The 26243-nt window shown below is 66.3% G+C and carries 18 protein-coding genes and 1 tRNA gene; 11 read left to right on the forward strand and 8 right to left on the reverse strand.

The window, feature by feature from the left end; all coding sequences use genetic code 11:
• The first annotated feature begins 68 nt into the window (after positions 1-68).
• The 6 genes from KXD98_RS07225 to KXD98_RS07250 all read left to right on the forward strand — a co-directional run bounded on the left by KXD98_RS07225 (position 69) and on the right by KXD98_RS07250 (position 11310).
• Positions 69-1091 (forward strand): PDZ domain-containing protein, encoded by a 1023-nt coding sequence (locus tag KXD98_RS07225; RefSeq protein WP_260762821.1) that lies wholly within the window; start codon positions 69-71, stop codon positions 1089-1091.
• A 107-nt stretch (positions 1092-1198) separates the two neighbouring features.
• Positions 1199-4231 (forward strand): UPF0182 family protein, encoded by a 3033-nt coding sequence (locus tag KXD98_RS07230; protein WP_260762823.1) that lies wholly within the window; start codon positions 1199-1201, stop codon positions 4229-4231.
• Between the two features lie 24 nt (positions 4232-4255).
• A complete protein-coding gene (locus tag KXD98_RS07235) occupies positions 4256-7678 on the forward strand; it encodes a BTAD domain-containing putative transcriptional regulator (RefSeq protein WP_260762825.1) in 3423 nt (1140 codons plus the stop codon).
• Positions 7679-7754: 76 nt separating this feature from the next.
• Positions 7755-9137, forward strand: a complete 1383-nt coding sequence (locus tag KXD98_RS07240) for an FAD-binding oxidoreductase (protein ID WP_260762827.1) — start codon at positions 7755-7757, stop codon at positions 9135-9137.
• 60 nt (positions 9138-9197) lie between these two features.
• Positions 9198-11153, forward strand: a complete 1956-nt coding sequence (htpG, locus tag KXD98_RS07245; RefSeq protein ID WP_260762830.1) for a molecular chaperone HtpG — start codon at positions 9198-9200, stop codon at positions 11151-11153.
• A gap of 83 nt (positions 11154-11236) precedes the next feature.
• Positions 11237-11310 (forward strand) — tRNA-Met (locus KXD98_RS07250).
• 266 nt (positions 11311-11576) lie between these two features.
• Here KXD98_RS07250 and KXD98_RS07255 read toward each other — a convergent pair.
• Complete coding sequence (locus KXD98_RS07255; protein ID WP_260765043.1) at positions 11577-12200, reverse strand: TetR/AcrR family transcriptional regulator; 624 nt, start codon at positions 12198-12200, stop codon at positions 11577-11579.
• Between the two features lie 297 nt (positions 12201-12497).
• Here KXD98_RS07255 and KXD98_RS07260 point away from each other — a divergent pair, with 297 nt between their 5' ends.
• The 4 genes from KXD98_RS07260 to KXD98_RS07275 all read left to right on the forward strand — a co-directional run bounded on the left by KXD98_RS07260 (position 12498) and on the right by KXD98_RS07275 (position 17074).
• Positions 12498-13616, forward strand: a complete 1119-nt coding sequence (locus KXD98_RS07260) for a spirocyclase AveC family protein (protein ID WP_260762832.1) — start codon at positions 12498-12500, stop codon at positions 13614-13616.
• A 47-nt stretch (positions 13617-13663) separates the two neighbouring features.
• Complete coding sequence (locus KXD98_RS07265) at positions 13664-15352, forward strand: nitric oxide reductase activation protein NorD (RefSeq protein WP_260762834.1); 1689 nt, start codon at positions 13664-13666, stop codon at positions 15350-15352.
• Positions 15353-15389: 37 nt separating this feature from the next.
• Positions 15390-16238: a CbbQ/NirQ/NorQ/GpvN family protein gene (locus KXD98_RS07270; protein WP_260762837.1), complete on the forward strand. Its 849-nt coding sequence runs from the start codon at positions 15390-15392 to the stop codon at positions 16236-16238.
• Between the two features lie 506 nt (positions 16239-16744).
• Positions 16745-17074 (forward strand): hypothetical protein, encoded by a 330-nt coding sequence (locus KXD98_RS07275; protein WP_260762839.1) that lies wholly within the window; start codon positions 16745-16747, stop codon positions 17072-17074.
• Between the two features lie 95 nt (positions 17075-17169).
• Here KXD98_RS07275 and KXD98_RS07280 read toward each other — a convergent pair whose 3' ends face one another.
• From KXD98_RS07280 to KXD98_RS07300, 5 genes are all read right to left on the reverse strand, one after another.
• The gene (locus KXD98_RS07280; protein ID WP_260762841.1) at positions 17170-17535 is read right to left on the reverse strand and encodes an STAS/SEC14 domain-containing protein; all 366 of its coding nucleotides are present in this window, start codon (positions 17533-17535) and stop codon (positions 17170-17172) included.
• A 62-nt stretch (positions 17536-17597) separates the two neighbouring features.
• The gene (locus KXD98_RS07285; protein ID WP_260762843.1) at positions 17598-18467 is read right to left on the reverse strand and encodes a universal stress protein; all 870 of its coding nucleotides are present in this window, start codon (positions 18465-18467) and stop codon (positions 17598-17600) included.
• A gap of 45 nt (positions 18468-18512) precedes the next feature.
• Positions 18513-18953 carry a hypothetical protein gene (locus KXD98_RS07290; protein WP_260762845.1) on the reverse strand — a complete coding sequence of 147 codons (441 nt, stop codon included), beginning with the start codon at positions 18951-18953 and terminating at the stop codon, positions 18513-18515.
• A gap of 184 nt (positions 18954-19137) precedes the next feature.
• On the reverse strand, positions 19138-21522 hold the full coding sequence (locus KXD98_RS07295; RefSeq protein WP_260762846.1) for a PEP/pyruvate-binding domain-containing protein: 2385 nt from the start codon (positions 21520-21522) through the stop codon (positions 19138-19140).
• Positions 21519-22508 carry a TIGR03617 family F420-dependent LLM class oxidoreductase gene (locus KXD98_RS07300; RefSeq protein WP_260762848.1) on the reverse strand — a complete coding sequence of 330 codons (990 nt, stop codon included), beginning with the start codon at positions 22506-22508 and terminating at the stop codon, positions 21519-21521. Before KXD98_RS07300 ends, KXD98_RS07295 begins: the two co-directional genes overlap by 4 nt.
• An 81-nt stretch (positions 22509-22589) precedes the next feature.
• Between KXD98_RS07300 and KXD98_RS07305 the strand changes: the two genes are divergently transcribed.
• Complete coding sequence (locus KXD98_RS07305) at positions 22590-23192, forward strand: TetR/AcrR family transcriptional regulator C-terminal ligand-binding domain-containing protein (protein ID WP_260762849.1); 603 nt, start codon at positions 22590-22592, stop codon at positions 23190-23192.
• Positions 23193-23267: 75 nt separating this feature from the next.
• Here KXD98_RS07305 and KXD98_RS07310 read toward each other — a convergent pair whose 3' ends face one another.
• Complete coding sequence (locus KXD98_RS07310; RefSeq protein WP_260762851.1) at positions 23268-24650, reverse strand: aspartate aminotransferase family protein; 1383 nt, start codon at positions 24648-24650, stop codon at positions 23268-23270.
• Between the two features lie 18 nt (positions 24651-24668).
• Positions 24669-26162, reverse strand: coding sequence for a CoA-acylating methylmalonate-semialdehyde dehydrogenase (locus KXD98_RS07315; protein ID WP_260762852.1), 1494 nt, complete (start codon positions 26160-26162; stop codon positions 24669-24671).
• Positions 26163-26243: the final 81 nt, after the last annotated feature.

Genomic DNA, 26243 nt, shown 5'->3' on the forward strand with positions numbered 1-26243 from the left:
GTCACGCTGAGAGTGAACCCCGGATCTGGCCGTGAGCGCTGCGGCCGGCGACCTTTACTGTGGGCGGCGTGAACAGGCGGATATCGACCCTGCTCGTCGCGCTGGTGCCGATCCTGATCTTCGGGGTTGTGCTGACCATGGTGACGGTGCCCTATGTCGCGCTGGGCCCAGGCCCGACGTTCGACACGCTCGGGGAGATCGACGGCAAACGCGTCGTGGACATCGAGGGCGCCGATCTGCATCCCACCAGTGGTCACCTCAACATGACCACGGTCTCCCAGCGCGACGGACTGACGCTGGGCCAGGCACTGGTCTTCTGGGCGTCGGGTCGCGATCAGCTGATCCCGCGCGAGATGGTCTACCCGCCGGACAAGAGCCGCGAAGAGATCGACGAAGCCAACAACAGGGACTTCCGCAGGTCCGAAGACAGCGCCGAGTACGCCGCGCTGCATTACCTCGACTACCCGATGGCGGTCACGATCTCCACCGTCGACGAAGAGGGGCCCTCGCACGACAAGCTGCAGCCCGGCGACGCGATCGACGGTGTCAACAACCGGCCGGTCGCCAGCCTCGAGGAATTCCAGGCCCTACTCGCCGACACCGAGCCCGGCGAGACGATCCAGGTGGACTACCGCCGCAAGAACGCCCCGGCCGGGGTCGCCGAGATCACGTTGGGTGAGCACCCGGACCGTCCGCACGGGTTCCTCGGCATCGGGGTGCTCGACGCGCCGTGGGCGCCGTACTCCATCAGCTTCAACCTGGCCAACGTCGGTGGCCCGTCGGCGGGTTTGATGTTCAGTCTGGCGGTGGTGGACAAGCTGACCACCGGTGAGCTCAACGGCGGCAAGTTCGTCGCCGGCAGCGGCACCATCACCGGCGACGGCAAGGTGGGCTCGATCGGCGGCATCACCCACAAGATCATCGCCGCCGAGGACGCCGGTGCGACGGTCTTCCTGGTACCGGCCGAAAATTGCGCGGAAGCCAGATCCGTCGACACCGACAGCATCGAATTACTCACCGTCGACACCCTTGAGCAGGCCATTGACTCGCTGCGGGTGTTGTCCGCCGGTGGTGAACCCCCGCGCTGCTGATCTGCTGTCTTCGCGTCGATGCGTAGAGTGATGCCCAAACAGTCTGCGCTCTCTGTGTGCGCGGCCGTGACCGATAGTGCTGGCAAACGTGAGACTGGAGTGACCTAGTGGGTATGCGGCCCGCGGCGAAGATGCCGAACATGACGCGACGAAGCCGGGCGATGATCGCGCTTGCGGTCGTGGTGGTGCTGCTGTTGCTGCTCGGCCCGAGGTTCATCGACACCTATGTGAATTGGCTGTGGTTCGGCGAACTGGGCTACCGCTCGGTGTTCACCACCCAGCTGCTGACGCGTCTGACCATCTTCGTGGTCGTCGCGCTGTTCATCGGCGCCATCGTGTTCGCCGCACTCGCCCTGGCCTACCGCACCCGGCCGGTGTTCGTCCCGACCGCCGGACCCGACGACCCGGTTGCGCGTTACCGCACCGCGGTGATGACGAAGCTGCGCCTGATCGGCATCGGGGTGCCGGTGTTCATCGGCCTGCTCGCCGGTCTGGTGGCGCAGAGCTACTGGGACCGGGTGCAACTGTTCCTGCACGGCGGCAGCTTCGGCATCCAGGACCCGCAGTTCGGCATCGACCTCGGCTTCTATGCCTTCGATCTGCCCTTCTACCGGCTGGTGCTGACCTACCTGTTCGTCGCGACGTTCCTGGCGTTCGTGGCGAACCTGCTCGGCCACTACCTGTTCGGCGGCATCCGGCTGGCAGGGCGCACCGGCGCGGTCAGCCGGGCCGCCCGGATCCAGCTGATCTCGCTGGTCGGGCTGTTCATCCTGCTCAAGGCGGTGGCCTACTGGTTCGACCGCTACGAACTGCTCAGCCATACCCGTGGCGGCAAGCCGTTCACCGGAGCCGGCTACACCGACATCAACGCGGTACTGCCGGCCAAACTGATCCTCGTCGCGATCGCCGTCATCTGTGCAGCCGCGGTGTTCTCCGCGTTGGTATTGCGCGATCTGCGCATCCCCGCCATCGGCGTCGTGCTGTTGCTGCTGTCCTCGCTGGTCATCGGTGCCGGCTGGCCGCTGGTGGTCGAGCAGATCAGCGTGCGTCCCAACGCGGCGCAGAAGGAAAGCGAGTACATCGCCCGCAGTATCGCGGCCACCAGACAGGCCTACGGTCTGGAAGACGACGTGGTCACCTACGAGGACTATCCCGGCAACGCCGCCGCGACCGCGGCCCAGATCGCCGCCGACCGCGCCACGACGTCGAACATCAGGGTGCTCGACCCCAACATCGTCAGCCCGGCGTTCACGCAGTTCCAGCAGGGCAAGAACTTCTACTACTTCCCCGAGCAGCTGGCCATGGACCGCTATCGGGATGACGACGGCAACCTGCGCGACTACGTGGTCGCTGCGCGCGAGCTCAACCCCGACCGGCTGATCGACAACCAGCGGGACTGGATCAACCGTCACACCGTCTACACCCACGGCAACGGCTTCATCGCGTCGCCGGCCAACACGGTGCGCGGGGTGGCCAACGACCCCACACAGAACGGCGGGTATCCGGAGTTCCTGTCCAGCGTGGTCGGCGCCACCGGCGTGGTGTCACCCGGACCGGCCCCGCTGGCCCAGCCGCGCATCTACTACGGCCCGGTCATCGCCAACACCCCCGCCGACTACGCGATCGTCGGTGAGAACGGCGCGCCGCGTGAATACGACTACGAGACCAACGTCGAAACCCGCAACTACACCTACACCGGTGAGGGCGGCGTCCCGATCGGGAGCCTGTTCACCCGCAGCGTGTTTGCCGCCAAGTACGCCGAGCGGAACTTCCTGTTCTCCAACGTGATCGGGGAGAACAGCAAGATCCTGTTCAACCGCGACCCGGCTGACCGGGTGAAGGCGGTGGCGCCGTGGCTGACCACTGACACCACCGTGTACCCGGCGATCGTCAACGAGCGGATCGTCTGGATCGTCGACGGTTACACCACGCTGGACAACTACCCGTACTCGGAGCTGACGTCGTTGTCCTCAACGACCGTCGACTCCCAGGAGGTGGCGCTGAACCGGCTGCAACCCGACAAGCAGGTGTCCTACATCCGCAACTCGGTGAAGGCGACCGTCGACGCCTACGACGGCACGGTCACGCTCTACGCCCAGGACGAGGACGACCCGGTGCTGCAGGCGTGGATGAAGGTCTTCCCCGACACCGTGCAGCCCAAGTCCGAGATCTCCGAGGAGCTGCAGGATCACCTGCGCTATCCCGAGGACCTGTTCAAGGTGCAGCGCGCGTTGCTGGCCAAGTACCACGTCGACGACCCGATCACGTTCTTCTCGACGTCGGACTTCTGGGACGTTCCGCTGGATCCGAACCCGACGGCCAGCAGCTTCCAACCGCCGTACTACATCGTGGCCAAGGACCTTGCCGCGGAGAACGGCGCAGGATCGTTCCAGCTGACCAGTGCGCTCAACCGGTTCCGGCGCGACTTCCTGGCCGCGTTCATGAGCGCCAGCTCCGATCCGGAGACCTACGGCAAGATCACGGTCCTGACCATTCCGGGCCAGGTCAACGGTCCCAAGCTGGCATTCAACGCGATCAGCACCGACACCGCGGTGTCCCAGGACCTCGGCGTCATCGGCCGCGACAACACCAACCGGATCCGGTGGGGCAACCTGCTCACGCTGCCGGTCGGCCCGGGTGGGCTGCTCTACGTCGCGCCGGTCTATGCGTCGCCGGGCAATACCGATGCGGCGTCGACTTATCCGCGCCTGATCCGCGTGGCGATGATGTACAACGACAAGATCGGCTACGGCCCGACCGTGCGTGACGCGCTGACCGAGATCTTCGGCCCCGGTGCGGACGCGACGGCCACCGGTCCCGCGGCGACCGAACCCCCTGCCACCGGCCAAGCGGCTCAACAGCCTGCGCCGGCGCAGAACAATCTGCCGCAGGCCGCGACGCCGCCGCGTCCGCAGCAGGGTGATTCACCGCCGGCCCAGCAGCCGGCGGGCACCCCGGCAGCCGCAGTTCCGCCGACCGGGCCGACGCAGCTCTCGGGCGGGAAAGCCGCTGCGCTGCAGGATGTCAACACTGCGCTGGACGCGGTGCGCAATGCCCAGCGCAGCGGTGACTTCGCGCAGTACGGAGAGGCGCTGCAACGCCTCGACGACGCGATGAACGAGTACCAGAACGCGGAATAGCCGCGCACGGCGGTGCAGTACCGGTTGCTCGGGCCACTGCAGGTGGTCCGCGGGGGGAGCCCGATCGACATCGGTCCGCGTAAGCAGCGCGCGGTGCTGGCGGCCCTACTGCTTGCGCAGGGGCGGGTGGTCTCCACCGATCGGCTAGCCGACGCGGTGTGGGGCGACGACGTCCCGGCGAGCGTGACGGCGAGTCTGCAGGTCTACATCTCGAATCTGCGCCGGGCGCTGCGCGACTCGCAGATGGCCTCACCGATCGTGCGCCAGCCGCCGGGTTATTACCTCGACGTGCACCACGATGCGGTGGATCTGTCCGTGTTCACCGCCGGTTGTGCTCGCGCGGGCGCGGCGATCGAGGGTGAACGCTGGGAGGAGGCGCTCGCCGAGGCCGATGTGGCGCTGAACCTGGTGCGCGGGGATCTGCTCGAAGACCTCGCCGATGCGCACTGGGTGCGCGAGGACGCTGCCCGGGTTGCCGAGATGCGCACGGAGTGCCTGGCCAACAAGGTGATTGCGTTGTTGGCGTTGGGAAAGGTGCCGACCGCGCTGACCGAGGTGTCGCGGCTACGGGAAGTCGACCCGCTGGCCGATCGCGGATGTCGCCTGCAGATGCTCGCGCTGTATCGGGCCGGCCGCACCGCGGACGCGCTGGACACCTATGCCCGGCACGCGCGGTTGCTCGACGCCGAATTGGGCTTGGCGCCGGGGCCCGAGCTGAAAGAACTGCAGACCGCGGTGTTGCGTCAGGCGCCCGAACTGGCCGGCTGGCCGCGCCGGCCGGAGTGGACCGGCGCCGCGCCGACGGCTGCACCCGATCCTGCGTCCGGCGTCCCGGTTCCCGACCAGGCCCCGGCGCAGCGAGCTCTGCTCGTCGGCCGGGAGCGTGAACTAACCCTGGCCGCACAGATGGTGGCTCGGGTCGCCGCCGGTGCCACGCGCTGGCTGGTGCTCTCGGGTCCGCCGGGCATCGGCAAGACCCGGCTGGCCGAGGAGGTGGCAGGTCAGGTCCGCGCCCGCGGCGGAGACGTCGCGTGGGTGAACTGTCCCGATGAACGCGCCACCCCGCCGTGGTGGCCGATGCGCCATCTGGTCAGAGCGTTGGGCGCCGATGCCGACCTGCTCGCCGTGCCGGACAACGCCGACCCCGACACCGCGCGATTCCTTGTCTACGAACGGATTCAGCGGCTGATCGAATCCGCGCCGCGACTGCTGGCCGTCGTGGTCGACGATGTGCAGTGGTCGGACATCACCTCGGCGGCCTGCCTTGCCTACATCGCCGGGGCGCTGCGGGACCGCCCGGTGCTGATGATCGTGACCGTGCGCGACGGGGACCACAGCCCAGAGATCGCGCGGCTGCTGAGCACTGTCGCCCGCGGTGAGGACAACCGCCTCATCGAGGTGCCGGCGTTGTCGTCGACCGACGTGGCCACGCTGGCCAATGAGGTCGCCGAGGAGGTGGTGACCGCGGCCGAGGCCGCCGAGCTCGCCGACCGTACCGGCGGCAACCCGTTCTTCGTCTCGGAATACGCCCGACTGCCCAGAAACGAACGGGCCGCCCACGAGATTCCCCATGCGGTGCGGTCGGTACTCGATCGGAGGCTGGCGGCGCTGGATCCCGCGGTGGTGCAGGTGCTGCGGGCTGCCGCGGTCATCGGTGACGTCGTCGACGCGGCGGCGGTGCCGGTGTTGGCGCGAGCCACCCGGCTCGACCTCGACACTCTGGCCGACTATCTGGACGAGGCCGCCGACGAGCGCATCGTGATTCCGACGCACTCCGGGGACGGGTACTCCTTCGCCCACGGTCTGCTGCGCGAGCAACTGCTGGCCGGCCTGCCCGCGTTACGCCGGCAGCGTCTGCACGCCACGGTCGCCGAGGTGCTGGCCGACAGCAGCGCCCCGGACGCGCCCACACGTCGCGCCCAGCACCTGATCGCGGCACAGCCCCTCGTCGAACCCGCGATCGTGGTGCAGGCGTGCCGGATGGCTGCCGAACAGGCCACCGCCCAATGGAGTTCGGACATCGCCGCCGGGTGGTGGCAGGCTGCTCTGGATGCCTACGACCGGCAGCCGGTCTCGGCGCGAGACGACGGCGAGCGCGACGCGTTGACCGTGGAGCTGCTCGAGGCGCACTCCCGGGCCGGCCGCGGCCAGTTGGTCCTCGACAGCGTGCAGCGCTACCTGGGGGAGGCCTTGGGTACCGGGCGGGCGGCCAGTGCGGGCCGGGTTGCCAGCGCGCTGTTGCGGGCCAGCGGCGGCTGGCCCTGGCTGGCGCCGGGCAACGACGCGGGCGATCTGCTCGGCCTGTTGGAGCGGGCCGCTGCGCTGTCGGACAGTGAACCGTCCTCGGCGGCGCGGGTGCTGCCGGCGCTGGCGGTGGGCCACTGCTATCACCCGGATCCTGCCGTGGCGCATACCCTGCTGGACCGAGCCGACAGGCTGGCCCAGGACACCGCAGATCCCGACGTTCTCGCCGATGTCCTGGTGGGCCGGCTCATCACGTTTTCCGGGGTGGCGACATTCAGCCGCGAGACGTTGCAGTGGGTGGACCAGTTGAATGCGCTGGGCCACAACAGGTCACGCGAAGACGCCGTGATCGCGCATTCGGTGGCGACGATGGCGGCGATGAATCTCGGTGACGTACCCGGTGCCCGCAGACATGTCGAGGCCGGGATTGCCGGCAGCGAGGAGCTACACCTTCCGGTGCTGCGCGCCCAGTTGCGCTGGATGGAAGCGGTATTGGCGATGTGGATCGGTGACTTCGCCGAGGCCGAACGCCATCATGCGATTGCCGCGCACGTGCATGAGCAGACCGAGCTCTACGAGGCCGGCAGTGGTCTGCTGGCGACTGCGTCGCTGCTACGGGAGCGCGGTGGCCCGATCGGTGCGGATTGGGCGGGTGTGCACGCACAGAAGGACGACGGCGGCCAGGGCATGGTCGGCGTGGTGCGGACCGCGCTGCTGACATTGGACTCCGGGCCGCAGGCCCGCGGCGAGGCGGTTCGCACCCTGCAGCGGTCGGCAGGCACCCAGGGCAAGGCGCACGTCTGGACGACTCTGGGCCATCAGACGCTGTTGGCGCACCTGGCAGCAGACCACGTCTTGCCCGACTTCGCCGGCCCGTTGCTGACCGCGTTGGATCCGTTCCGCGACCGGATCGCGGTGATCGGGCAGGTCGGAATGGCCGGCCCGGTGGCCCTGGCTACCGCACGGCTGCACGCACTGCGCGGTGACCTCACACGTGCGCGTGCCGACCTGGTGGCCGCCCGCGAGAACGCCGAGCGCAACGCCGGGATACCTGCGCTACTGCGCTGCCGACTGGTGGACTGCGAACTGGCCGAGCCGGGCGCCGAACGGTCGCGACGGGCCGCGGCGCTGGCAGAGGAGGCCCAAGCCGTCGGCATGGCCGCCGTCGCCGCTGCGGCGCGTGCCCTCTTGGACATTCCTTAAACCGGAGTTCCAAGGCACCTTTAAGGGCCTTCGGTGACGCTCTAGTCCGAATGAGGACGGATCAGAGAGGACTCCGATGACAATTCCGACCGAGCTGACGCGCGACGAGGTGCTGCGCACGCTGTGCGGGCACGTCACCACGCCCGTCGCGCTGTCCGGTGAGCCGGGATACGAGCGCTGCCTGCCGTGGAACGTCGCGGCGCCGGTGGCACCGGCCGCGGTGGTGCTGGCGACGACGGCCGAGGACATCGCGGCGACGGTCAGGTTCGCCGCGGCGCACGCGTTCACCGTGACCGTGCAGGCGACGGGGCACGGTGCCGTCGGCGTCGGTGCCGACACGATCCTGGTGCTGACAGCGGGGATGACCCACTGTGAGGTGGACGTCGGCCATCGCACGGCGCGGGTGAGTGCCGGTGCACGCTGGCAGCACGTGCTCGACGCCGCCGCGCCGCACTGCCTCGCGCCGCTGTGCGGCTCGGCTCCGGGTGTCGGTGTGGTCGGTTACCTGACGGGCGGCGGAATCGGCCCGCTGGTACGGACTTTCGGGCTGTCGTCAGATTACGTGCGGGCGTTCGACGTCGTGACCGGTGACGGACGCTTGCTGCGTGCGACTCCGGACGAGAACGCCGACCTGTTCTGGGGTCTGCGCGGCGGTAAGGCCACGCTGGGCATCGTCACCGCAGTCGAGATCGATCTGCTGCCGATCCGCGAATTCTACGGCGGATCAGTGTATTTCGACGGCACGGATACTGCAGCGGTGTTGCACGCGTGGGGCCGGTGGAGCCGCTCGCTACCGGAGACGGTGAACACGTCGATCGCGGTGCAGCAGCTGCCGCCGCTACCGGGGGTGCCGGAGCCGCTGGCGGGCCGGATGACGGTGGCGGTGCGCTACACGGCCGTCGGAGATGTCGCCGACGCCGAGCGGCTGCTGGCGCCGATGCGCGAGGCGGCGGCGCCGATCCTCGACAGTGTGGCCGTGCTGCCCTACGCGGCGATCGGTGCCGTCCATGCTGACCCCGTGGATCCGATGCCGATCAACGAGGATCAGGCGCTGCTGTCCGCGCTGCCGGCCGAAGCGATCGACACGCTGCTGGCGCTGGTGGGCCCGGGCTCCGGATCACCGCAGGTGATCGTCGAGCTGCGATTGCTCGGGGGAGCGCTGGCCCGCGAGCCACAACACCGCAGCGCGTTCTGCCACCGCGACGCGGCGTATTCGCTGGCGGTGATCGGCGCCCTGGTGCCGGAGATCGCCGGGGTGGTGGTCGACCACGCACGGGCGGTCACCACGGCCGTCGCGCCGTGGGCCACCGGCGGACAAATGCCGAACTTCGCACCCTCCTACGACCCGGCCCGCCCGGCGCGGTTGTACAACGCCGACACGCTGCACTGGCTGGCCGCCCTGGCCGACCGCTACGACCCGGCGCGGGTGTTGGCCACCGGGCAGGTGATCCGCAGCTGACCAGGCTCGCTAGTATTTTTCTCCCGGCATCCGAGGTCGTCTTGTCGAAGGGGAGAGCACATGGCCGCGCACGTCGAGCAGCTCGAGTTCCAGGCGGAGGCACGCCAGCTTCTGGATCTGATGATCCACTCCGTCTACAGCAACAAGGATTCGTTTCTGCGCGAACTGATCTCGAACGCCTCCGATGCTCTGGACAAACTGCGGCTGGAGTCGTTTCGGAACAAGGACCTCGATGTCGACACCTCCGATCTGCACATCGAGATCGAGGTCGACAAGGATGCGCGCACCCTGACCGTTCGCGACAACGGCATCGGTATGACCCGCGACGAGGTCGTGAACCTGATCGGCACTCTTGCCAAGTCGGGGACGGGTGAGCTGCGTCAACAGCTGCGTGAGGCCAAGGACAAGGACGCGAGCGAGGAACTGATCGGTCAGTTCGGGATCGGTTTCTACGCGAGCTTCATGGTGGCCGACCGTGTCGAGCTACTCACCCGCAAGGCCGGTGAGAGCGAGGCCACTCGGTGGGAGTCCAGCGGGGAGGGGACCTACACGATCGAATCGGTCGACCAGTCCGCCGGCGCGGTGGCCCAGGGCACCTCGGTCACGTTGCACCTCAAACCCGAAGACCGCGAGGACGAACTGCACGACTACACCTCGGAGTGGAAGCTCCGGGAGCTGGTCAAGCAGTACTCGGACTTCATCGCCTGGCCCATCCGGATGGACGTCGAGCGCCGCACGCCGGCACCGGACGAGGGTGGCGAAGAGACTGTCACCGTCGAGACCCAGACCCTCAACTCAATGAAGGCACTGTGGGCCAGGCCCCGCGACGAGGTGTCCGACGAGGAGTACACGGAGTTCTACAAGCACGTCGCCCACGCCTGGGACGAGCCGCTCGAGGTCATCGCGATGAAGGCGGAGGGCACCTTCGAGTACCAGGCGCTGCTGTTCATCCCGTCGCATGCCCCGTTCGATCTGTTCAACCAGAACGCCGCGGTCGGTGTGCAGCTGTATGTCAAGCGGGTCTTCATCATGGGGGACTGCGATCAGCTCATGCCGCCCTACCTGCGGTTCGTCAAGGGCGTCGTCGACGCCCAGGACATGTCGCTGAACGTCTCCCGGGAGATCCTGCAGCAAGACCGGCAGATCAGGGCGATCCGGCGCCGGCTCACCAAGAAAGTGCTCTCGACGCTCACCGAGATGCAGACCGAGCGCCCGGAGAAGTACCGCACGTTCTGGACCCAGTTCGGCAGAGTCCTCAAGGAGGGCCTGCTGAGCGACACCGAGAACCAGGAGACACTGCTGCGGGTGTCGTCGTTCGCCTCGACGCACAGCGAGGACGAACCGACCACACTGGCCGAATACATCGAGCGCATGCCCGACGGGCAGAGTCAGATCTTCTACGCGACGGGTGAATCGCGCCAGCAGCTGCTGCACTCGCCCCATCTGGAGGCATTCAAGGCCAAGGGCTACGAGGTGCTGCTGCTCACCGACCCGGTGGACGAGGTTTGGGTGGAGTCGGTCCAGGAGTTCGACGGCAAGGCGCTGCAGTCGGTGGCCAAGGGTGAGGTCGACCTCGACGCCGAGGATTCTGGCCAGGAGGCCGAACGTGAGCAGCGGGAGCAGGAATTCGCCGACCTGATCACCTGGCTCAAGGACGCGCTGAGTGACCACGTCAAGGAAGTGCGGTTGTCCACCCGCCTGACCGATTCACCGGCATGCCTGATCACCGACACCTTCGGCATCACCCCCGCGCTGGCCCGGATGTACCGGGCCTCCGGGCAGCCGGTGCCGGTCGAGAAGCGGATTCTGGAGCTGAATCCGAACCACCCCCTCATCACGGGTCTGCGGGAGGCGCACACGGCCCGCGGAGCCGATGCCGGCTTGCGCGACACCGCCGAACTGCTTTACGGCACAGCGCTTCTGGCCGAAGGGGGAGTGCTCGACGATCCGGCGAAGTTCGCCGGTCTGCTCGTCGACCGACTGACCCGGACGGTGGGGGAGCAACCGTCGTGGTGACGACGTTTATCGCTCGGGCATCAGCGCGTTGAGCAGGCGATTTGGACCGTTCGCCGCCGTTGGGTAACCTTGCGTTCGCCCGTCGCGGGGTGGAGCAGCTCGGTAGCTCGCTGGGCTCATAACCCAGAGGTCGCAGGTTCGAATCCTGTCCCCGCTACTAAGTGAACGGCCCTCGGAGACCTTCCGAGGGCCGTTTTCATGGGTTTGAAGAGACGCTTGAGAACATTAGCTTGGCTAAGAAAAATCGAGAGTTCGAGTATGGCGTCCAGCAAGACGCGCGCAGCTCAGCGTGGCGGCGGCATGTGCAAGATCAGCTGAAGTAGGAGCTTCTGCGGCGAGCGTCGAACGAAGCGAGGAGACTCTCAGAGTCACGGTGCGGTTGTAGGCGCTGGGGGTCGCCTCCACGCGGCATCGAAATGTGGACTACTGCGCAGGCGACGGGACTTCGGCTCGTAGGCTTCGTAGCTCGCTTGCCACGTACTTGCCGAGCAGTCCGTCGCGGCCTGGGGTTTCGCTTCGCATAGTGGTGAGGAGTGCGTATAGGCCGAGCAGGAAGAACACGGCACTGTGGAACGCGTCGACATCGGCGAAGACTTCGCCCCGGTTGCGGGCGCGCATGATTTCCGCAGCAAGCAACACAATGGTGGGATGGTCGGTCCACTCGTCGTTCTCAGGCCGAGTCGGTGAGAAATACAGACCGATCACATCCCGAAACAGCGCGCTGCCCCAACGGTTTTCAAGGTCAACGACCAGTCTGACGATTTCATTGAGAACGGTGGCGAGATCGCGAGCGGAGTCCAGAAACCTGCCGAGCTCTGCGGCAACCCGTGCTTCCTCCTGGCGAATCAACTCGTGGAGGACGTGCTCTCTGGTCGGAAAGTGAAAGTAGAACGTTCCCCGCGATACTCCAGCGGCCTTAACCACGGAGTTGATGTCGGCGGCCGCTGTGCCGGCGCGTTTGAACTCTACGATGGCGGCATCCAGCACTCGCTCGCGTGTCTTGCGCCGCTGAGCTTCGTGCTTGTTGGTTGTCGCCTCCACACTCATATTCTGCATCACCGCGTCTCAGTACTTGACGAACGTCAATAAGTGTTATCAGCAGTCAATGATCGCTAGAACCTCGATCCGCTACTGTGCCGAGCTCTTGGCGACGTGGACGCGGCGATGTAAGCCCAGATAGAGCGTTGGTTATCGTGGTTGCGCGCCAAGTCGCGCGGCGAGTCAGCGTTGTGCAAAATGTTGACATCTGTCAGCATTTTCGTTAAACATGGCTCGCACGCTGAACCGTTATGTGGGGTTGGAGCGTGCTCTACCCACCGCCGGTTCAACGGGAGAGTGACTGAGATGACGAAGCCGGAGACGCGACCGCCCACCAACGATACGAACAAGAGCAGTAGTCGACTGGTGATCGGCCTGTGGTGGGTGTTCGGGGTCGGAATGCTGGTTCTGATCGGGCTGAATGCCCAAGTCGGTGCCAGCGAACCACGAATCGCCAACCCCAATGTGACTGACGAAGCACGAGAGTCGGTTGCGGGCATCACGAGTTGGGCATCGCTGTGCAATATGTGGACCGCCGTGATGATGGTGGTCGGCATCACCGCCTTCATCATCAGTTGGAGACGGCATCCGAAGCACCCGTATCTGCTGCTGGTTCTCGCAGGCACTGTGCTGGTCTGGCTCGACCCGTTCGCCAACTGGGTGTCCTACTCGGCATTCAGTCCCGACCTGTATCACTACCCGGTCGACTGGCCGTGGGTGTCGCTTGCGCCGTTGGTGGAGCCGTTCGTCTGTATCGCGTATGCGTCGGTGTTGATCGTGCCCACGTTCGCCGCGATTCCTCTGCTGCGACGCTTACAGCAGGGGCGTTCGACAGACAGCTTCGTGTGGCGTCACCCTCTGATCACACTGAGTGCGATCACCATCGTCATCGGCTTCGCCCTGGATGCTGTGGTAGAGATCTTCTGCGTCAGCAAGCGCGTGTACGCCTACACTCAGGTGCCGGAGTTCGGGTCGATCTTCGTCGGTCAGTACAACCAATTCCCGTTGCTATGGGAAAGCGGACTGGCGACCTCGATGATGGTCGCCGCGTCGATCTCCGTGTATCGGGACGATACGGGAAAGACGTATGCCGAGAAGCTGGCCCAGCGGCTGCGACTGCTCCCGACCAAACCCGCACTGGCATCCTTCCTCATCATGATCACCGCTCTGAGCGTCACCTACGCCGGGGTGTACGGCGGAGTCTTCACGATTATTCGCGCCTCAAAGTTCGCGACGTCGGTCGCATGCCCCTGGCCGTTCCCAGAGTCGAAGGTGTACGACCCTCAGGGGTTCTATGAGATGGCCGGCCACCCCGGACCGTTCTTCGAGGGCAAGTGGAGCACCTGGATGTCAGGGCAGCCCGACGGGCGCCCGGTGATCGAGGGGCCGGTCCCGCCCGGTCGCTGCGGCCCCGGCCGTGACTGACGCCGCTGATCGCCCTACTGAGGCGACTCGACGAACGAGGTGCCGTGGTGGCTGACGAATCGACAACAGACGAACTCATTCCGCACTTCGACATCCTGGCGGCGGCTGTGGCAGGTAGGACGCTGCGGGTTGCTCGCGGCCGTCCCGGCGAGAAGTGTTGGACAGATGGCAAACTCGTCTACATCGACGTCACGCTGCCTGAGCGGGACCAGATCGCTGCCACACTTGTGCAGGCATCGCTCGTCTCAGCGGGGAGTCTGGCGCCAGAGCTGATGCGGCAGCTGCACCGGCGCGGCAAGCTCGCGCAGCGGTACCTCGTGGTAGAGGCACACCGGGCGTTACAGGCACACAGCGCCGTCCTTCCCCCGGCGATGAACCTGCTGGTGGATCACGCTCTCGCTGCGCGCTCCACATCGCCAGCTCAATCACTGGCACTGGCCAAGTCTGCCGTCTCTCTCGCATCCCCGTCGCCGCTGTTCGGCGCCCTCAACCCCAAACGGGTCATCGCCGCGGCGCGCGAAACGGGGATGTCGGACAGCGAAGAAGGTCACGCGCCCAAGCAGCAGGACAAAGCGTTGGAAGAGATCGATGACAACGACTTCGCTGACGCCGACGAGGGCGCTGCAATCGACATGTTCTCCGTCGGTGGGGTATCAAGTGTCTTCGGCCGTTTGATGCAGCGCCTTCTGAAGTCCATGCGCAGACGCGAGCCCAGCGGCGGCAACCCCGGTACGGACTCGGCAACTCACCTTTCGCGCGGACTCGCGCAGCGACGAGACAACGGTGTACTTTCCCAGGCTGCAATGGGGGTCGCCGACGGCGAAGCGCCGAGAGACGGTGGAACCAAGTACCCCGAATGGGACACGAAGCGCAAGGCGTACCGACGAGATTGGTGCACGGTCAACGAGATTGAGCCGCCCCGTCGGGAGGTGGGAGACGCAAGCCTTCCCGACACGGCACGACTTCGCCGGTCACTGGGCCGCCTCGCTCTTGGCCTCGATCAATGCCATCGACGGTCCCATGGTGACGACATCGACATCGACGCCGCCATGGAGTCCTACGTCCAAGCAGCGGCGTCGTCCACTCCAGACGACAACGTCTACATCGCGAGCCTGCGCCGTCGTCGCGATCTCTCGGCCATGGTGTTGCTCGACATCTCGGGTTCTGCCGCTGAACCGGACGGTTTCGGCAGTAGCGTCCACGAGCGCCAACGCGCTGCAGCAGCCGCCATCACCTCGACACTTCACGACCTCGGCGACCGCACCGGGCTCTACGCCTACAACTCGCAGGGACGATCCTCGGTCCAACTGGTGCCGATCAAGAGGTTCGATGACCGCTTCAATGCCGACACCATGCGCCGGCTACACCGCCTCACACCGGGCGCATTTTCCCGACTCGGAGCGGCCATCCGCCACGGAGCTGCTGTCTTGGAATCCCAGGGCGGGACATCGCGCCGACTGCTCATCGTTCTCTCCGATGGACTGGCCTACGACCACGGCTACGACAAGGCCTACGGGGCCGCCGACGCACGACGGGCGCTCACCGAAGCCCGCAATCGGGGAATCGGCGCCCTCTGCCTCACATTCGGCGTGCACGCCGACGAGGACTCACTGGAACGCGTCTTCGGAACAGCAGCGCACGCAACCGTTTTCAATCAAGACCACCTAGCTCACGCAGTCAGTGCGCTCGTCCACTCAGCCCTGCGATCCGCCGACGTTCGCCGACGAGTGTCCTAACCACCCCAGCGCAACCTAAAGGAGCAGAAGAAAGCCGATGACCTCCGTCGACACCCACAATGCAATTTCCAGCCTGCCGAAGACGCACGATCCACGACCCTTCTACGTATCCACCGGAGACGAGGAGCAACACTTCAAAGCCGCCTACCGCCAAGGGCTGTCCATTGTCCTCAAAGGGCCGACCGGATGCGGTAAAACACGCTTCGTCGAAGCGATGGCACACGACCTCAACCGACCGCTGATCACCGTGTCCTGCCACGACGACCTGACCACCGCCGACCTCGTCGGTCGCTTCCATCTACGCGGCGGGGAAACCGAATGGGTCGACGGTCCGCTCACCCGCGCGGTCCGCGAAGGAGCCATCTGCTACCTCGACGAGGTAGTAGAGGCTCGGCAGGACACCACCGTCGTGCTGCATCCCCTCGCCGACCACAGACGCCAACTTCCCATCGAACGTCTCGGAGTGACCTTGGACGCGGCCCCAGGGTTCGGCCTGGTGGTGTCGTACAACCCCGGCTACCAAAGCGTCCTCAAAGACCTCAAGGACTCCACCCGTCAACGAATGGTCGCTATCGAGTTCGGCTTTCCGGCACCCGAGACTGAAGAGAAGATCCTGATCGAAGAGGCGGGCATCGCCCACGACACCGCCGCGACCCTCGTCCGATTCAGCCAAGCCATACGACGGCTTGAGACACCGGGACTGCGCGAAGTCGCGTCCACGCGCGTGCTGATCGCCGCAGGAAGACTCATCGCCGAAGGTCTCACACCACACGACGCCGCACGGATCGCGATCGCGGCACCTCTGAGCGACGACCCAACAGTGCAGGCCGGCCTCTTGAAGATGATCGACGCTTACGTCGGCGGTCAGGCCGGCGGGGAGTCGTGAATGCGCCAAGAAGAATGTCGACGCCGCGAGACGACCCGCCCAGAGGGTCGCGGCTGACACGGCCGCCGAGCCTCGCAACTCAGGTAGTGAGATGCCGCCGCCTACCCGCCACTACTCCCTCTCAGTACCGCAATGAGCACAAGCAACACGACGACTACCAGTCAGAATGACGCCGCCGAGCACACCTGGGAAAGCGCGATGGCCGCCAGCTACGAGGTGGACCCGCCCTTCATGACGGCCTTCGCTAACCACTACAACGCCATGATCGCCAAGAACGCCTTGGTGATCGCGCTCATCGAAGGTCCCCAGGTGTGCTCACCGCCACGCCATCAGTCTGGTGCGCAGCGAGCTGGTTGGCTTCATCGCCGTGGTGTTTGCACCTCTTCATGGGGAGGACATCCGAGACCACCTCGAAATCGCTTTCGATGCGGGGCCGCCAGTGTTGATTTAGAACGAGGCTGGAGCACCGTTCAGTATTGTCGGCTACCCGCGGACCGCGCGCCGTCATGCACGGCGATGATGTCGTGTTGCTGGCCATGGACGGTGACGGAGTCACAGAATTCGCTTCTGCGCTCAGAAGCACCCAGCAACAACGACGTTGGAATCTCGAACACGGTGGCTTTCACCACGAGTTCTTTGTTGAAGCGGGTCAGTCCGCTGTTGAACTCGGCGATGATCGAATTGTGTGGCGACTCGACCAGGCCAAGGTGAGCGAGTTGGTCGGCGCTTTGAACACCCTTGTGGATCGCGGCGGTCCAAGCCATCAGTACGTCGACATCTCGCGGCCGACCGATACTTTGGTGCTCTCGCGAGACGAGTACATCTATCCCTCGTAGATGCATGATGGGTGCTTGCTCCGCAGTATCGCAAGCGTCCTACCTGTGGAGGCGGGGCGAGGGACACGGCGGCAGGCCGAGTATCGGCGTCAGGATCAGCCCGCCGCCCACTGTTTGGCCGCATCGAGTTCGTCGAGGCTGAACAGCGCCACCTCGCCGGGGATCATCCACGACAGCGCATGGAGTGTGTGGCCGATCCACTCCTTGTCGGTGACGACCGCTGTGCGCTTGAACGCGCGCAGGTGGGTCAGAGTGCTGAAACCCTGTTTGACATCGGCGAGTAACCCACCAGGGCCGAAGCCCTCGTAGTCGGGACCGATGACTTCGACGAAGCGAATCTCATCGGTGTCCAACATCCGGTCTATGGTGGGTTTGAAGTCACGGAAGTCGTCGGCGCTGACCCGCCCCGACACTCGGATACCGAGGACGCCGTCGGGGACGTCCTGCAATTCTTCGATCATGGGAACCTCCTATGGCGGAATCGACGGTAGGTCGGTAACCCCGACGCGACCAGAGACTTTGGTCACCTGGGAGGGCTGAGGCTCGGCACCACCATGACCGGGCGGTGAGACTGGTGCAACGTGCCCATTGCCACACTGCCAAGCAGGATCTCACGCGCCGCAGAACGTCCCCGCGATCCGACGACCACCACGGCCGCGTTGTGGTCGGTCGCCACGGCGACAAGGGCGTTCGAGATGGCGCGACCGGCGAAACCGCGACCGCGTTCGGCGGTCAGCACGACGACCTCTCGGTCTCCTGCCACCGGCAGATCGACCGAGGGTGGCGAAACATCGTCTCCGTCGACCGACACAAGCAGCACCGTACGTTCGGGGAACAATTGGGTGGCCGCCGCGAACGCTTTTTCGGCACCCGCCGAGCCGTCCCAGCCGACAACCACCGGGCCGTCGGGTAGCGCTGCATACTCGGCAGCGAGCATCGGATACCGGACCACGATCACCGGGAGCTCCGAGTAGTGCGCCACCATGTCCGACACGCTGCCCAGCACCGCCTTGGCGCCACCCAGTCCGCGCGACCCGACGAGCACGACGTCGGCGTGCATCTCCTTGGCGGCCTGTGCGATGCGCAGACCTTCCGAGCCCCAGGTCTGTCGGAGCAGCGGTTCGGCGTCCCATCCGGCGGCGCGGGCCAGTGTCACGCCCATTGCCACAAGCCGCTGCGCCTCGACCTCACCTTCTCGCTCGACCATCTTGATCAACTCATTGACGTCGTGAGCGAGGGGCCACAGCCGCGCACGGACCGTCGGGCTGGCAAACGGCGGCGTCCACAGGTGGGTGATCCAGCTGCGCGCACCTGGGAACAGGGCTGCGCCTGCCTCGACCGTTGCATTCGACGCCGGCGATCCGTCGTATCCCACGATCGCTGCCACGGACATAGGGGATCTCCTCGAAAATTTCGGCGCTGCCGCGGGGTGAAGGTCCTAGCTGGAGGCGTGTGCCGGTTCTCTGCGTAGTGCCGACGCCCAGCCGGCGTAGGTCAAGTACAGACCGACCAGCCCGATCACGACCACGCCGACCTGCCACCACACCCCGGCGTCGAGAACCGACTCGCCGAAAGAAATGTAGGCGCGGGGGAATGTGAGGCACATCAGCCCCTCCAGGGCGGTCCACCAACCCAGCACGGACACGATGATCGCGGCGGGACCGCGCCAATATGGATGAAGCGCAATGACGATGAGACCCAGCAGCAGAGTGAACACACCCGTGACGAAGGGCAACGCTGTGTCGGCGCCGAACTCGGACATCAGGGTATCCATGTCCGATGGGCGCATCAGCGCCGCGGCGGCGACGATCACGAGGAACGGGCCGATTACCCGGGAGAACATCCGTGTGCTGTCCTGGGACTGTTGCGGCAAGCTCATGAAAATGCCTCCTCCGGAATCGATGTCGTGCGTGAACGCACGACCGTGATCGGTAGGGCTCAGGTGTTACCCATAGGACCATTCGACCGAGAAGCGCAGGAGTGTTGTAGGGACCAAAGTCCCATCTCGGAGGGGGCATTCGTCGGCGGCCCGGTCTCCTCGTGCCGCAGCCCCGAAATGACGCTCAGTTCTGATCGAGGCGGGTGACCAGGCCTCGGTCGCCGTCGACCCGGACCCGGTCGCCGGTCTTGAGCACCTGGGTGGCGATCAGCGTGTTGACGACACAGGGCAGGCCGTACTCGCGCGCCACCACCGCACCGTGCGACACCGAGCTGCCGATATCGGTGACCAGCGCCGCGATCACGGTGAAGTACGGAGTCCATCCGACATCGGTGACCGGTGCGACGAGGATCTCGCCGCGCTGCACGTCACCTGCATCATGAATCGATCGTGCCACGCGCACAACACCGTCCACCGTTCCTCGGCTGGCGGGCCGGCCGGGGATCTGATCGTCGGTCCGCAGACTCGGCGGCGTGGCGACCACCGGCCGGGGCCGTCCCACCGAGACATCCTCGAATTCGAGAGCATCCTGGTAGGCCAGCGCTTCGCGGCGCGCCAGCGCCCGCTCAACCAAGTCCTCGAGACCATCGCCGGCGACAAGGCGCGCAAGTTCGCCGCGGTCGAAAAAGAACACCAGGTCGGGGTCGGGCAGACGGCCCGACCGCGCCAGCACCACGCCCAGGTGGCGGTAGCCGCGCTTGAGCGCGTAGGCCATCAGCGCCATCTTCGATTTCGTCTCCTCGCGTCCCCGCGCACCGCCCTGGGCGAGACGGGCGAGGAGCCGAACGGCCCGAGATGTCGGCGGCGCGGGGGTGTGACTGTGCAGGGCAGCGCGCGCCGACCCCGGGTCCCGTGCGGAGCGCAGCATGGTCTGCATCATCGACCCCAGAGCGGCGGGATCATCGGCCCAGGACGGGTCGCGCATGCACAGCTCGCGGTAACCGCGGTGGCCGTGCCGAATCAGGAACTGCCGCAAAGCCTCCCCGCCGGAAGTGGCCGAACCCCGTAGCTCGGTGACGGCATCGGCCGCATCGGCGGACAGGAACCGATGCGCGGCGGCCGCATCGGCGGCGAGAGTGCGCACCACCGCGTCGAGGTGTTCGACCATCAGGGCGCTCTCCACGTCGGTGGCCCCTGCCATCAGACGCATCGCCTCGGCTTGGCCGTGCTCCTCGCCGCGACCATCCTTGACCGCGCGACGCACCAGCGTGCTCTCCAGGATGTTGGCCGCGACCGCGGCGCGCGACGACGACCGCACATGGGTCAGCGTCACGTCACAGTACAGCTCCACGCCGGACTCCAGTCGCGCAAGAATCGCGCGTGCGTCGTCGTTGGTGGGGACGGTGAATCCCGCGATCTGCTTCTGCAGCCGCCCGATCGCCGGACCGGCCGACAACGCGTACGCGCTCAGCCGGACGGTGTTGACCAGCTTGCGCAGGAACGGTTGTGGTGGTTTGGCTTCCAGCTCGTCGACCACCCGACCACAGATCGACATGGAGAACTGCTCGCGCGAGTTCCCGAGAATGCCCGAGCTCAACGCGGTGCCCTCGGTGAGGTTCAAGAACATGTGCCCGTAGAAGTACCCGACCTGCAGCCACGGCTTCTCGTAGCGCGGCTGAGCACGTGCCACCACCTGCGTCATCTGCATCGCATAGTCGATGGCGTATCCGGACACCGACGCGGTCAGCGGACAGAACGCGCCGGGCATCATCTCGCCGATGTTGCACCGGGTGTAGACGTGATCCGCACTGGCCACGGGACTGTCCATCTCGTTGAGATCGCCTGGCAGCGTGGTGATCGGCCGTGCTTGGAGCCACCACAACGTGCCGGCTCGGTCGATGGCCCATTCGAGGTCCATCGGCCGGCCCCAGTGCCGGGAAGCGCGCAGGGCCCCGTCCCGGATCGCGGCGATGTCGTCGGCAAGCAGGACCGGCACCCCACCCACCTCGTGGGCGGCGATGCTGCCGTCGGTGTGTACCACGACGTGGTCGGGGGAGGCCGAGCCATCCACCAGGGCCTCACCGAGTCCGGTGACGGCGTCGATCACCATCAGGTCGCGCCGACCCGACGCAGGGTCCGCGGTGAACACCACCCCCGCCGCGCGCGCGTCGACCATCTGCTGGACGACGACGTTCATTGTCGCAGTGGACTCCCCGCTGTAGGACGAAGCCCGTGCAGAACCCACGGATTCGACGCAGCGGCGCACCGCAGCGACGAACTCGTCCTCGGAATCGACGCCCAGGACGGTGTCGTACTGCCCGGCGAAGGATTGCTCCTCGCCGTCTTCACCCACGGCTGACGACCGGACCGCCACCGGAGTTGCGCCGGCAGCTGCCAGCGCGCTGAATCGGATCGTGGCGTCGTCGACGGCACCGGGCCGGGATGGGTCGGCGATGACGAAGCCCGTCGGCACGGCCAGCCCGAGGCGGCGCAACTCGGCCAGCCCGGCCGCCTTACCCCCGTAGCGGCCGTCAGTGATCGCGTCGAAATCCACTGTCGATGCTGTCATCCCAGTGCGTCCACGATCTCGGCGAGCGCGTCGACAGGGATGGGCCCCGGCTGGTAGAGGCAGATCCGGTTGGAGATTCCGTTGACGCGATCACGGATGTGATCGGCAATCTCGGCGGGTGTACCGCACGCGGCGATGGTGTGCAAGATCTCGTCGTCGATCAGCGTGGCCATCTCCTGCCACCGCCCCTGCTTGGACATCGTGTTGAGCTCCGGCTGTAGATCACCCCAGCCGTGCGCATCGAGCACCGGACGGTAGGCAGGGGTGGAACCATAGAACGCCAACAACATTCGCGTGGAATGGTGGTCGCGGTTGGTCTCCGAGTCGACGGAGACGATGATCTCGGGTACCACCGCGAAGTCGTCTCGGCTGCGCCCCGCCGCGGCCAGTCCGGCACGCACCTGAGGCATCGTCTTTTCGTGCAGGTATCGCTTGGACCCGAACGGCATCACCAGCAGACCGTCGGCCACTTCGGCGGTGGCCCGCGTCAGGCGCGGACCCAGCGCCCCCAGGTAGATCGGCGGAGGACCGTAGGGATTGGGTCCCGGTACGAACGTCGGCGTCATCAGCGTGTGGCGGTAGAACTCACCACGGAAATCCAGGCGCGCGCCCTCGTTCCAGGCGGCGAAGATCGCTCGCAGCGCCCCCACCATCTCCGTCATCCGTGCCACCGGACGGTCGAACGCGACGCCGTAGCGCTTCTCGATCTGTGCGCGCACCTGCGTGCCCAGGCCGAGGATGAAGCGCCCTTCGGTCAGCAGCTGCAAGTCATTGGCCTGGTGGGCGAGCTGAATCGGATTGCGGGGAAACGCAATCGCGACGTTGGACATCACTTCGAGTCCCTTGACCGCCGACGCCAGCACCAGCGGGGTGAACACATCGAAGGGACCTTCGAAGGTGAACACTCCAGAAGCGCCGGCTTCACGCAGAAGGGCCGCCCGTTCGGCAGCATCGGTGGGCCCGTAGAGGGCCGTCATGATCTTCATCGCTGCCTTCTCCACTGCGGGCTCAGGGTCATGATTCTCCCATAGATACGATACGCACTGTATCGGTATTAGTCTGGAAGTATGACAGCAGATCGGCGCGGCGATGGCAAGGCGCCGGTACGGCCGACCTCAGGTCGCCCCCGAGACGCCAGGATCGATGCCGCGATCATCGCAGCCACCCGCGAGTTGGTCGTGCAGACAGGTTATTCCGCGTTGTCGCTGTCAGCGATCGCCGCGCGTGCCGGCACCACGACCGCCGCGATCTATCGGCGGTGGTCAGGCAAGGCACATCTGGTGCACGAGGCGGTGTTGTCGGATGCGGCGCTGTCGGTTCCCGACGGCTCCGGCGATATCGGGCGAGACATCCGGGCACTGGTCGAAACCACCCGGGCGATGTTCGACCGCCCCGAGGTGCGGGTGGCACTGCCGGGTTTGATCGCTGACACCGTCGCCGATCCGCAGCTACACGGCCTGATGATCGCCCGCCTGGCCGGGAACCTGACGGAGTTCGAGAGCCGCTTCGGCCAAGAACGGCGCGAGGACGACGCGTTACCGATGTTGGCCGAAGTCGTGGCCGGCAGCGCCATTTTCCGCATCTTGATCCGCGAAGACGCCGCCCTCGACGATGCCTGGGTGAATGCGATGACCTCGCTGATCACCGAGCGTTGGCCGACGGGGGCCTGAAGCGGCAGCGAGTGTGCACTCAGCGTCGTTGCGCGGCAGCCGCAACGACCGTGGAGGCACTTCCGCGGCAGGCGGTCAGACGCAGTAGCCGTCGGCGACGTCCAGCGCCGCGTCGAGGATGCGCAGTCCTTCGGCGACCTCGTCATCGCTGACGTTGCACGGCGGCACCGCGTGGATGCGGTTGAAGTTCGCGAACGGCAGCAGACCGCCGGATTTGCACGCGGCCAACACCGCCGCCATCGCGGGGCTGGAACCGCCGTAGGGCGCGAGAGGCTCCCGCGTCTGCTGGTTGGCCACCAGTTCGATCGCCCAGAACACGCCGAGGCCGCGGACTTCGCCGACGCTGCGGTGCCGGGCCGCGAGCTCGCGCAGCCCGGGGCCGAGGACCTCGCGGCCGATGCGCGCAGCGTTGGCGACCATGCCCTCGTCCTCCATGGTGTTGATGGTCGCGACCGCGCACGCGGTGGCCAGCGGATGTCCCGAGTAGGTGAGGCCGCCGGGGTAGGGGCGGTCGGCGAAGGTGGCGGCGATCGCGTCGTTGATCGCCACCCCGCCCAGCGGAACGTAGCCGGAGGTGACACCCTTGGCGAACGTGATCAGATCGGGCACCACGTCGAAGTTGTCGATCGCGAACCACTGTCCGGTGCGGCCGAATCCGGCCATCACCTCATCGGCGATGAACACGATGCCGTAGCGGTCACAGATCTCGCGGACCCCGGCGAGATAACCCGGCGGCGGCACCATGATGCCCGCGGTGCCAGGCACCGACTCCAGGATGATGGCCGCGATGGTCGACGGTCCCTCCAGCTGGATCAGCCGGTCCAGATACTCCAGCGCCCGCTGGGACTCCTGCTCCTCGGTCTCGGCGTAGAACGCCGACCGGTACAGGAACGGCCCGTGGAAGTGCACGATGCCCGCGTTGCCGTGGTCGTTGGGCCAGCGGCGCGGGTCACCGGTCAGGTTGATCGCGGTCTCGGTGCCGCCGTGGTAGGACCGGTAGCGCGAAAGCACCTTGTAGCGGCCGGTATGCAGACGTGCCATCCGGACCGCGTGTTCGACCGCTTCGGCGCCGGCGTTGGTGAAGAAGATCCGGTTCAGGTCACCGGGGGTGCGCTCGGCGATCAGCCGGGCCGCCTCTGAACGCATGTCGTTGACGTGCTGCGGCGCGACGGTGCACAGCGTCGCCGCCTGTTCGGCAATGGCGGCAACGACTTTCGGGTGCTGGTGACCGATGTTGGTGTTGACCAGCTGGGAGGAGAAATCCAGCAGCTTATTGCCCTCGCCGTCCCAGACATAGGAGCCCTGGGCGGCCAGCACGGTCATCGGGTTCAGCTGCGCCTGTGCCGACCACGAGTGGAAGACGTGCTGACGGTCGAGCTCGTAGGCGCGTCGACCGCGCGCGATGGCAGAGTCGAGGTCTTCGCCGGTCGGCAGGCTGCTCACGGGGGTGATCGTCATGGTGGGAGTCTCTGTGTCCTAACCGTTCTGCGGGAAGCCGAGGTTGATGCCGCCGTGGCTGGGGTCCAGCCAACGTTGGGTGACGGCTTTCTGCCGGGTGAAGAAGTTTACGCCGTCGAGGCCGTGGGCGTGGGAGTCGCCGAACAGTGAGGCTTTCCAGCCGCCGAAGCTGTAGTAGGCCATCGGGACCGGGATGGGCACGTTGATGCCGACCATGCCGACCTCGACCTCGTTCTGGAAGCGCCGCGCCGCGCCGCCGTCGTTGGTGAAGATCGCGGTGCCGTTTCCGTAGGGGTTGGTGTTGATCAGGTCGAGGGCTTGGTCGTAGGTCTCGACGCGTACGACCGAGAGCACGGGCCCGAAGATCTCGTCGGTGTAGACGCTCATCTCGGGGGTGACGTTGTCGAGCAGCGTGGGTCCGAGCCAGAAGCCTTCGTCCGCCCCGTCCGGGGTCACGGCGCGGCCGTCGACGACGACTTTGGCGCCGGCGGCTTCCCCGGCGTCGATGTAGGAGGCGACCTTGTCGCGGTGGGCTTGGGTGACCAGCGGTCCCATGTCGGCGTCGCGGGTGCCGTCGCCGGTGCGCAGGCCGGTAGCCCGTTCGGCGATCTTGGCGACCAGGTCGTCGGCGATGGGGCCCACGGCCACACACGCGCTGATGGCCATGCAGCGTTCCCCGGCCGAACCGAAACCGGCGTTGACCATGGCGTCGGCGGCCAGGTCCAGGTCGGCGTCGGGCAGGATCACGGCGTGGTTCTTGGCCCCGCCGAGGGCTTGGACGCGTTTGCCGGCGGCGGTGCCGGTGGAGTAGACGTACTGCGCGATCGGGGTGGATCCGACGAAGGACACCGATTTGATCTTCGGGTTGGTCAGCAGTTCGTCGACGGCGGTCTTGTCGCCGTGCAGGACGTTGAACACCCCGGCGGGCAGGCCGGCTTCCTTCCACAGGTCAGCCAGCCACAGCGAGGCCGACGGGTCTTTCTCCGAGGGTTTGAGCACCACGGTGTTGCCGCAGGCGATCGCGAGGGGGAAGAACCACATCGGGACCATGGCCGGGAAGTTGAACGGGGAGATGATCGCCACCGGGCCCAACGGCTGGCGCAGCGAATAGGTGTCGACGTTGGTCGAGGCGTTCTCGGTGAACCCGCCTTTGAGCAGGTGGGGGATCCCGCAGGCGAACTCGACGACTTCCTGGCCGCGGCTGACCTCACCGAGAGCATCGGAGACGACCTTGCCGTGCTCGGAAGTGATGATCTCGGCCAGCTCACCCTTGCGCTGGTTGAGCAGCTCCCGAAATCGGAAGAGCACCTGAGTCCTTTTGGCCAGCGAGGTGTCCCGCCAGGCCGGGAACGCCGCTGCGGCCGCATTGATGACTGTGCGGGCATCCTCGACACTGGCCAGCGCCACCTGACCGGTCACCACACCGCTGGCCGGATTCGTCACCGGCGCAGTCTCCGGACTGGTCCCGGCGAACGGCTCGTTGTCCAGCCAATGCGGAATGGTTGTGGTCATGGGGCTCCCTCGCGTGTCGTGAGCTTCCAGTGTGCGGCGTGAGACGCCCGCCGGAGCTGTGCATGTCGTAACGCATTTGAT

The organism is Mycobacterium sp. SMC-4, assembly GCF_025263265.1.
In the GTDB taxonomy this organism is placed as follows: domain Bacteria; phylum Actinomycetota; class Actinomycetes; order Mycobacteriales; family Mycobacteriaceae; genus Mycobacterium.